This is a genomic window from Verrucosispora sp. SN26_14.1, assembly GCF_004307965.1.
Classification (GTDB): domain Bacteria; phylum Actinomycetota; class Actinomycetes; order Mycobacteriales; family Micromonosporaceae; genus Micromonospora.
Genome location: NZ_SISL01000299.1, coordinates 1 through 7,497, shown reverse-complemented (window position 1 = coordinate 7,497; position 7,497 = coordinate 1). Strand labels below are relative to the sequence as shown.

Below are 7,497 nucleotides of genomic sequence, written 5' to 3'. Positions count from 1 at the left end.
GCAGGCGCCCAACGGGGTGCCCGCCACCGCGTCGGCCAGTGCCGTCAACGCTGCCGTGGCCTCGTCCCCGACCCGTGCGAATCCGCTGACCAGTGCCGCGTCGAAGCCGGCCACCACCGTGTCGGCGTCGGCCAGGCCCGCCGGAAGGTCCTGCTGCAGGTGTGCCAACTGGGTGCCGAGCATCAGCGAACCGCCCCGGTTGCCGGGAACCAGTGCAGCTCGGGCAGTGCGGTGCTGCTGTCCGGCAGTTCGAGGTAGGCCAGGTGGCGCAGGAACCGGCTGAACACCACGGCGGCCGGGGTGGGCTCGTGCCGGGTGTCCATCCGGGCCAGCAGGTCGGCCCCGCCGCGCACCTCGTCACCGGCGTCGACTCGCAGGTACCGGGCGACGCGCGCGACACCGTACTGCAGGACGGCCTCCTCGGCGAGGGCCTGGAGATGCTTGCAGGGCGCACCCCGCAGCCCGCCGCATGGCCGGTTGTTGTTGGTGCTGCAGTGGTAGGCGTGGGTGCCGGCGGTCACCGACGAGACGTAGACCCGCTCGATGTCCGAGCCGCTGGAGACGACTCCCTGCAATCGGCCGTCGGCCAGTTCGACGAAGGGCACCTTAGCCAGCCTGCGGGGGCGGGCCGGCGGCACCACCGCCACCACGCTCCGCCGCCGCCAGGCGGTCCCGTCCAGGTCCGTCACCGCAATCCTCCCGCCCGCTGCGGACTCGGCGTCCGCCGTGGTGATGCGTGCGCCGACCGGTCCCGGCGCCGCCGTGCTGACAAGATCATGGCCCACGGGTACGACATCCCGCCGCGCCGAGGTCGTCCCACCATCCGCCGACCACCAGGCCATCCTCCTAGGATGCTCTACGGGAAGTGTGCGCTCTCTCACCCGCACCCGGCAGGTGCGACGACGGGGAACCCGGCGTTAACCTCGCGGCCCGCGATCGCCGACGGTGGGCAGCCGGAGGCGTACCTGCGGAAGGCGTTGTTCACCACGTACGTCGCATGGTGGCGACGACGGTCGTGCGGACGGCGGAGATCCTCGGTTGTCCGGCCAGCACTGTCGAGGCGCAGGAGCACACGGCGTCACAGACGGTGCAGGCGGATCCGCATCTCGAACTCTTCGCGGTCTGGAGGTAGGGCGTGACGTACGACGACGACCACATCCGGATTCTGCTGACCCAGGCGGTGCCGGTCCTGCGGCCCCCGCAGGACCGACTCAACCTGGTGGAGCATCGCGTCCGCCGTCGCCGCCAGTGGATCGCCGCCGGTAGCGCGCTGGCGGTGCTGCTGGCGGCCGGACTGACCGTCGGCGGCATCGGGGCCGCCGGTTAGGCCGACCGCCACCGGCGTGGACGCTGTCTGCCGGGTTGACCTGTCAGCAGGATGCCGGTCGATCCGGCTGTCCCGCGTCCACGAGACGTCCCGGAACGACGGCGGCCGGCGGGCGGTGGGGGCCGGTCACCTCGCGCGTGATCGACGCGGTCTGTCCGGCGAGGTGGCCGGACGCCCGCAGGACGTGCTCCGCGCCGCTGAGCGCGATCACCCTCGCCGTGCCGCTGGTGGCGGTGACGGTGATCCGCTGCCCGCGTGCGGCGGCGGTCTCCCCGATCACGAGCAGCGCGGAGAGAGCGGCGCAGTCGAGGTATCTCAGCGGAGTCAGGTCGAGCACCAGATGGGTGATCCACTCGGGGGTCAGGAGTAGTCCGAGGTGGTGCTGGATGCGCGTGGCGGTGGCCAGATCGGCCTCACCGGACAGGGTCACGTGCCGGGTGCTCGGGCTGGCGTCATAGTGGTGGAATTGCAGGAGTTCCTGGTCAGTGACGACATTCATGCGAATGCTCGGTCCCTGCCCTGGCGAAGGGCACTGGCGCGGCCGGATGAGGTTGCCACCATCGATCCGGCGCCGGGGAGGACAGCGCTTCAGGTGCCGACCTCGACGTGGCGCGTAGGACGCCTTGCCTCGACCGTACCCGCCGCCGGCGACCGATGCCACGCCCGCCGGTGCCGCAGTGGCCGACCGGGGTCGGGATCGCCGTCCGGCGACCCCTGCTCCGCCGCAGGTCACCCGCTGGAGACCGGGGTGACCGGATCGAGCTGCCGGACCGCGTCGACGATGGCGGGGAAGGCGTCGACGAAAGCGTCGACGTACCGGGGGTCGAAGTCCGCGGGCGTCCGGATCCGGCTCTGCAGACAGCCGATGAAGTGCAGGCCAGCGCCGCCGGCAGCCAGCGCGTCTCCGGGAGAGTCCCCCACGTAGACGCACTGGGCCGGCGGCAGTCCCGTGGACGCCAGGAGTTCGTCGAAGGCGCGGGGGTCCGGCTTGCGGAAGCGCATGTTCCCGGCGTGGTAGACGCCGCTGATCCGGGTGGCCAGGACGTGGTCCGGTGCCAGCATGTGCCGGATCTCGGCCTCGGTCCGCGACGTCAACAGGAACACCTTCCGGCCGGAGAGCACGAACTCGTCCAGTGCCCGCAGGTTCTCCGGCGGGACCACGTCCAGACGACCGTCGGCGACGTGCCGCTCCAGCGCCCGCTGGTGCAACGCGGTGAACCGGGCCAGGTCGAGGCCGGGCGATCGGATGGGCATGGCGTCCAGCAGTGGTGCGCCCCACGTCGACAGGTGGACGTGCGGGGGGATCGGAGGTCGGCCCATCTCCGCCAGCACCTCGTTCTCCAACGCGAGCGCGGCGGCCTGGGTGAGACACAGGGTGTCGTCGACGTCCACGATCACGGCCCGGATCACTCGCCCAGCGTAGACTTCTTCCGAGTCCGTGCGAGAGACCGAGGAGGTGGCACCCGTGACGTTGTGGAAATGGGCGCTCCCCTCTGGGGCCACGGTCGGGCGATAGGTCGTCCGGGAGCGCCGTTCACGAGCACTCCCGAAAGGCACGACCATGCGATTCACTACCGCGCATCGGCTCGACGACGGCGTCCGCGAACGCGAATTCGTCCTCGGCGAGATTCCCGGCATTCTGTGGACGCCCGCGTCCGCATCCGCGCCGGTCCCGCTGATTCTGCTCGGCCACCCCCCGCTCGGACTGCGCACGATGTACCCCCGTCTGGTGGCGCGAGCCCGGCACGCCGTGGCAGAGGGCTTCGCGGCAGCCGCCATCGAGCTTCCCGGCAGCGGTGACCGGCCCCGTTGGGCCGCCGCCGAGCAGGCCCGTGTCGATCTGCGCCGGGCGTTGGAGGCCGGTGAGCCGGTCAGCGACGAGATCGTCGACGCCCTCGTCCTACCGCTCGTCGACAAGGCGGTCCCGGAGACGCAGGCCGCCATGGACGCGCTTCTGTCGCTGCCCGAGATCGGCGGCCCGGTCGGGTACTCAGGGGGATTGATCTCCGTTGGTATCCGGCTCGCGGTGGTCGAGCCCCGTATCGTGGCCGCCGGTTTCTTCGCCGGGAGTCTCGTGCCTCGCATCATGTTCGAGCAGGCACGCCAGGTCACCATTCCGCTTCACGTGCTGTTGCAGTGGGATGACGAGGGGAACGACCGGCAGGCGGCCCTGGACCTGTTCGACGCTTTCGGCTCGACCGAGAAGACGCTGCACGCCAACATGGGCGGACACACCGGTGTCCCGCAGTTCGCCGGGGAGGACGCGGCCCGGTTCTTCGCCCGGCACCTGCGCCCGGTATCCGCGAGCGCCTGACCGGACTCGGGGAAGCGCATCATGGCGCCGCCGGTCGGGTGATGTGTGATCCAGGTGGCCCGGGGCGTGCACCGCCCCGGGCCAGGCGCCAGGGGGGGGGGCGGGCGTTCCGGACGCGGAGGGCAGACGAGCCCTGCGCCCGCTACCGGCCGCCCGAGATGCGGCAACGCACGCCGTGACAGCCTGCGTTTCCCCGTGCCGTGCCCACCACTGACGCTCGTCACCCGACACTGATACCGATTCGACATCTGCCGGTGGCCGTGGATGTCTTTGGGTATCGGGCAGTGTCCGCTACGGTGTCACTGCCACAATAGTTGTCGGGTGCAGCTCAGTAGAGCACAGCGCCGCGACGTTCAGCAACTATCGTGGTCGACCCCGGACGGGTCGCGACGGATGTCGCAGGTGGATCGGAAGGTGGTCATGGCCGACGTTGGTAGCGCCGACGGGCCGACCTCGTTCGCGGCCCGATTGCGGCACCTGTTCGAGACGCGACTCAAGCCCGGCACCGACAAGGCGTTCTCGCCGGACGAGGTGGCCAGGGCGACCGGTCTGTCCACCAGCTACGTCAACTACCTGCTCCGGGGAGAGCGTGACAATCCGTCGCGTTCGGCCATCCAGCAACTGGCCAACTTCTTCCGGGTGGAGCCGAACTTCTTCTTCGACCGGGTGACCGACGCCGAGTCCGTCAGCGACCCGGATCTGGAGACGATCACCGTGCTCGCCCGCCGGATGCCGCCCGGCGCGCCCCGGGCCAGTCTGCGGGCGATCGTCGAGCAGGTCGCCGCGCTGGAGGCACGGAGCAAGGCGCGCCGGGACCGCTTCGACCCGTAGCGCGCCCCGATCACCGCAGGGCGAGAAACGTCGGCGCCGCGACGAGCACCCCCACTGCGGTGCCGGCGATCACCTGGGCGACGGTGTGATCCCGCAGCCGTACGCGCGACCAGCCGACCAGCGCCACCAACGGGGCGGTGGCGAGGAGCACGGGACCGAACGCGACCACGAGCACCCCCGCCGACCCGGCGGCCACCGCGGCGTGGATGCTGAGCTTCCAGACGAGGTTCACCGCGGTCACCGCCACCCCGAGCAGGAACATCACCACGATGATCGCGGTGACCGGTCGGGGCGCGCCGAGACCGATCATCAGAGACAGTCCCACGAGTACGGAGAGCAGGCCGTACAAAAGAGGGGTCCGGCGCTGTTCGCGGACCCGGATGTGGTGGTCGGTCAGCCGCCCACGGCGGACGTCCCACCAGATCAACGCGTTGGGGATCGCCGAGCAGAACAGCGCGCCGACCAGCGCCCAGCCGAGGCCGTCGACGAGGGGCGACACACTCGTCACTCCGATGACGACGGGCATGGCCGCGGCCAACAGTGCCGGTGCGAACACCTCGGTCACCACGCGCGCGGACCGTAGCGCCGGTCGACCGGCCTCGACCTCCCTGGTGTCGTGCACGTCCCGCATTCTGCCCCGTCGGGCCGGGACATCGCGGCAGGGGCTCGCGCCGCGTGGGGATCCCGCGATCGACGCCGGTTGGTTATGCTGCCCCCTTGTGCCGCCACTATTGTGGCGCGGCGCGAGGCTCGATGGACCGGACGTCGGACCAGGACGAGGGCGGACGGCAGGCACGGGATCGTCTCGGTGGAGGCTCGCACGGGGGAGGCGCGGCGACGATGTGGCGGCAGAGACGGCAGATCCAGAAGCTGATCCGCCAACTCGTGGTCGACCTGCCGGCACCGCTGACGCTTCCCGCGACGATCTCCGCACTGGCCGCCGCCCGTCGCCGGGACATCCAGGTCCTCGCCATGACGATGGGCGAGCAGGCCGGTCCGTGTGGGCTGTGGGTGGCGACCACGGAGACGGATTACGTGCTCTACAGCCGCGACTCGTCCCCGGTCCTGCAGACCCAGACGATCCTGCACGAGTTGATGCACATCGCCCTGCGACACACCGGGAAGGTGGTGCTGCCGCCCACCACGCCGGAGCCGCCCGACGCGGCGGACGTGCAGGCACTGCTGGCCCGCTCGTCGTCGACGTTCCACGACCGCCAGGAACACGACGCCGAGCTGCTGGCCACCTACCTCGGCGCACAGATGGCCACCGCCGGCCAGGTGGGCGGCTTCGACGACCTCGCGGACGAGACGGCGGCGGTGATGTACCGCATCGCCGCCACGCTGACCGACTGAGCCGGGAGGTACGCATGCTGGTGGCGGCGGGCCACGTCGTGGCGCTGGTGGTCGCCGTCGCGGCGTTCGTCGTGAAGCTGGGCGCGCTACGGCGTGACCCGTCGAACCCGAGGATCCTGGCCAGTCTGGGGATCTGCCTGGGCTGCGGCGTCGCCGTCACCGCAGGGTGGGCCCCGGTGCACAGCTTCATCGACGGAGTGTCCGGGGTGCCGAACCTGGCCAAGCCCGTCGAGCACGGCGCGGCGCTGATCACCGCCACCGCCATCCAGTTCCTCTTCCTGCACCTGGGGGATCCGCAGCGGGCGCGTCGGTCGATGCGACGGCGATGGCTGTTCCTGGCGGTGGTGGCCACCGTCATGATCACGATGTTCTGGGCGGCCGACTTCGCCGAGTCCGAGCCGATGCACTTCGCCGAGAGCTACGGCGACAAGCCGCAGGTCATCGTCTACATGCTCGCGTTCCTGGCGTACCTGGGCGTCTCCGTGGTGGACATCCTGCGCATGTCGCTGGGCTACGCGCGCTTCGCCGGCACCCGGCTGAAGGTCGTGATGCGGCTGCTGAGTGCCGGTGCGTTCTTCGGCGCCGCCTTCGTGGCGCACAAGGCGCTGTTCCTCGCCTGGAGACTGGCCGACACCACACCCGCCTGGTCCGAGCCGGTCGCGTCGCAGTCACTGGTCACGCTCTCGGTCGTCCTGATCTGTTCGAGCTTCGTGCTCTCCACGGTGTGGCGGACCGTCGACGGTCTGCGGGCGTTCCCCCGCAAGAGCGCGCTCCACCGCGACCTGCATCCGCTGTGGCACCTGCTGTACCAGGCCGTGCCGAGCATCGCGCTGCACCCGCCCCGCCGGCCGGAGCGCAACCCCCGGTGGGTGTGGGGGATCGGACAACGGTTGTACCGGCGGTGCGTGGAGATCGGCGACGGCCTCCAGGCGGTGGGCCCCCCGGATCCGATGGTGGTGGCGCAGGCCCGGCGGCGCGCCGAGGAGGCCGGTTGGGACGAGGCGCGGGCCGCCGCCGCCGGGGAGGCCGCCGGGATCCTGGACGCCGTCCGGCGGTACGCGCAGGGACACGTGGCCGGCGGCACGGTGGAGCCCGGCGTCGAACCGCCGTCGGGAGACATCGCACCCGCCGACGTGGAGGCCGACGCGCGTCGTCTTGCGCCGCTCTCCAGGGTGCTGGGTGAGCCACTGGTCCGCGATTCCGTCGCCGGTACCCTCGACACCCACTAGGTCGGCCGGGGCGTCGGCACGGCACCTGGTCCTCGACGAGGACTGGCGCCGACCCGTGTGGTGATGAGAGCGTATGGGCCGCAACCAGATGACTTGTCCGGGCGGGCGCGTGCGCGGGAAGCGGCAGGAGACCACCATGTCCGAGAAGGGCACCAACCAGCCACGTCTCCGTATCGGCGGCTGGCTCTCCCCGTCCGACTCCGATGCCACCCCGACAGCCTCCGTCCGATCGGGCGGCGGTCGCCATGACCGGCCCGCTGATCTGCCGCGACGCGGCACTCCGTCCCCGCTCCTGCCCCGCATCGTGCTGTCCGCGTCCGCCCGGCCGACCCGTACCTCCGCCGAGGCCGGCACCGTGTCCGGTCCGGCACTCGCGGGTGACGCGCCCGCCACCGACCTGCTTCCGCCGCCCGGCGGGCCGCACCGGCCCGACGGTGCCGGCG

At 71.4% G+C, this 7,497-nt stretch carries 10 protein-coding genes and 1 pseudogene; 6 read left to right on the top strand and 5 right to left on the bottom strand.

The features are described from left to right. Both EYA84_RS22320 and EYA84_RS22315 read right to left on the bottom strand, forming a co-directional pair. Positions 1 to 183, bottom strand: a pseudogene (locus EYA84_RS22320) (hypothetical protein); the annotation flags it as partial. Next, positions 183 to 650 (bottom strand): hypothetical protein, encoded by a 468-nt coding sequence (locus EYA84_RS22315; protein ID WP_201272453.1) that lies wholly within the window; start codon positions 648 to 650, stop codon positions 183 to 185. The gene EYA84_RS22315 and the pseudogene EYA84_RS22320, both read right to left, overlap by 1 nt. A 485-nt stretch (positions 651 to 1,135) precedes the next feature. Between EYA84_RS22315 and EYA84_RS22310 the strand changes: the two genes are divergently transcribed. Continuing rightward, positions 1,136 to 1,327 carry a hypothetical protein gene (locus EYA84_RS22310; protein WP_131054997.1) on the top strand — a complete coding sequence of 64 codons (192 nt, stop codon included), beginning with the start codon at positions 1,136 to 1,138 and terminating at the stop codon, positions 1,325 to 1,327. 43 nt (positions 1,328 to 1,370) lie between these two features. Here the strand turns inward: EYA84_RS22310 and EYA84_RS22305 are convergent, their stop codons facing one another. Further along, positions 1,371 to 1,826, bottom strand: coding sequence for an STAS domain-containing protein (locus tag EYA84_RS22305; RefSeq protein ID WP_131054996.1), 456 nt, complete (start codon positions 1,824 to 1,826; stop codon positions 1,371 to 1,373). Positions 1,827 to 2,056: 230 nt separating this feature from the next. Continuing rightward, entirely contained in the window at positions 2,057 to 2,737 is a 681-nt protein-coding gene (locus tag EYA84_RS22300) for an HAD family hydrolase (RefSeq protein ID WP_236145901.1), read from the bottom strand. 151 nt (positions 2,738 to 2,888) lie between these two features. Between EYA84_RS22300 and EYA84_RS22295 the strand changes: the two genes are divergently transcribed. After that, complete coding sequence (locus EYA84_RS22295) at positions 2,889 to 3,641, top strand: alpha/beta hydrolase (RefSeq protein WP_131054995.1); 753 nt, start codon at positions 2,889 to 2,891, stop codon at positions 3,639 to 3,641. A gap of 420 nt (positions 3,642 to 4,061) precedes the next feature. After that, complete coding sequence (locus EYA84_RS22290) at positions 4,062 to 4,472, top strand: helix-turn-helix domain-containing protein (RefSeq protein ID WP_131054994.1); 411 nt, start codon at positions 4,062 to 4,064, stop codon at positions 4,470 to 4,472. 10 nt (positions 4,473 to 4,482) lie between these two features. Here EYA84_RS22290 and EYA84_RS22285 read toward each other — a convergent pair whose 3' ends face one another. Further along, positions 4,483 to 4,998 carry a phosphoesterase PA-phosphatase gene (locus tag EYA84_RS22285; protein WP_236145902.1) on the bottom strand — a complete coding sequence of 172 codons (516 nt, stop codon included), beginning with the start codon at positions 4,996 to 4,998 and terminating at the stop codon, positions 4,483 to 4,485. Between the two features lie 314 nt (positions 4,999 to 5,312). Here EYA84_RS22285 and EYA84_RS22280 point away from each other — a divergent pair, with 314 nt between their 5' ends. From EYA84_RS22280 to EYA84_RS33580, 3 genes are all read left to right on the top strand, one after another. Beyond that, a complete protein-coding gene (locus tag EYA84_RS22280; RefSeq protein WP_161595014.1) occupies positions 5,313 to 5,825 on the top strand; it encodes an ImmA/IrrE family metallo-endopeptidase in 513 nt (170 codons plus the stop codon). Between the two features lie 14 nt (positions 5,826 to 5,839). Next, positions 5,840 to 7,054, top strand: a complete 1,215-nt coding sequence (locus EYA84_RS22275) for an MAB_1171c family putative transporter (RefSeq protein ID WP_131054991.1) — start codon at positions 5,840 to 5,842, stop codon at positions 7,052 to 7,054. Positions 7,055 to 7,190: 136 nt separating this feature from the next. Beyond that, a partial coding sequence (locus EYA84_RS33580; RefSeq protein WP_131054990.1) for a hypothetical protein occupies positions 7,191 to 7,497 on the top strand: 307 nt, incomplete at its 3' end.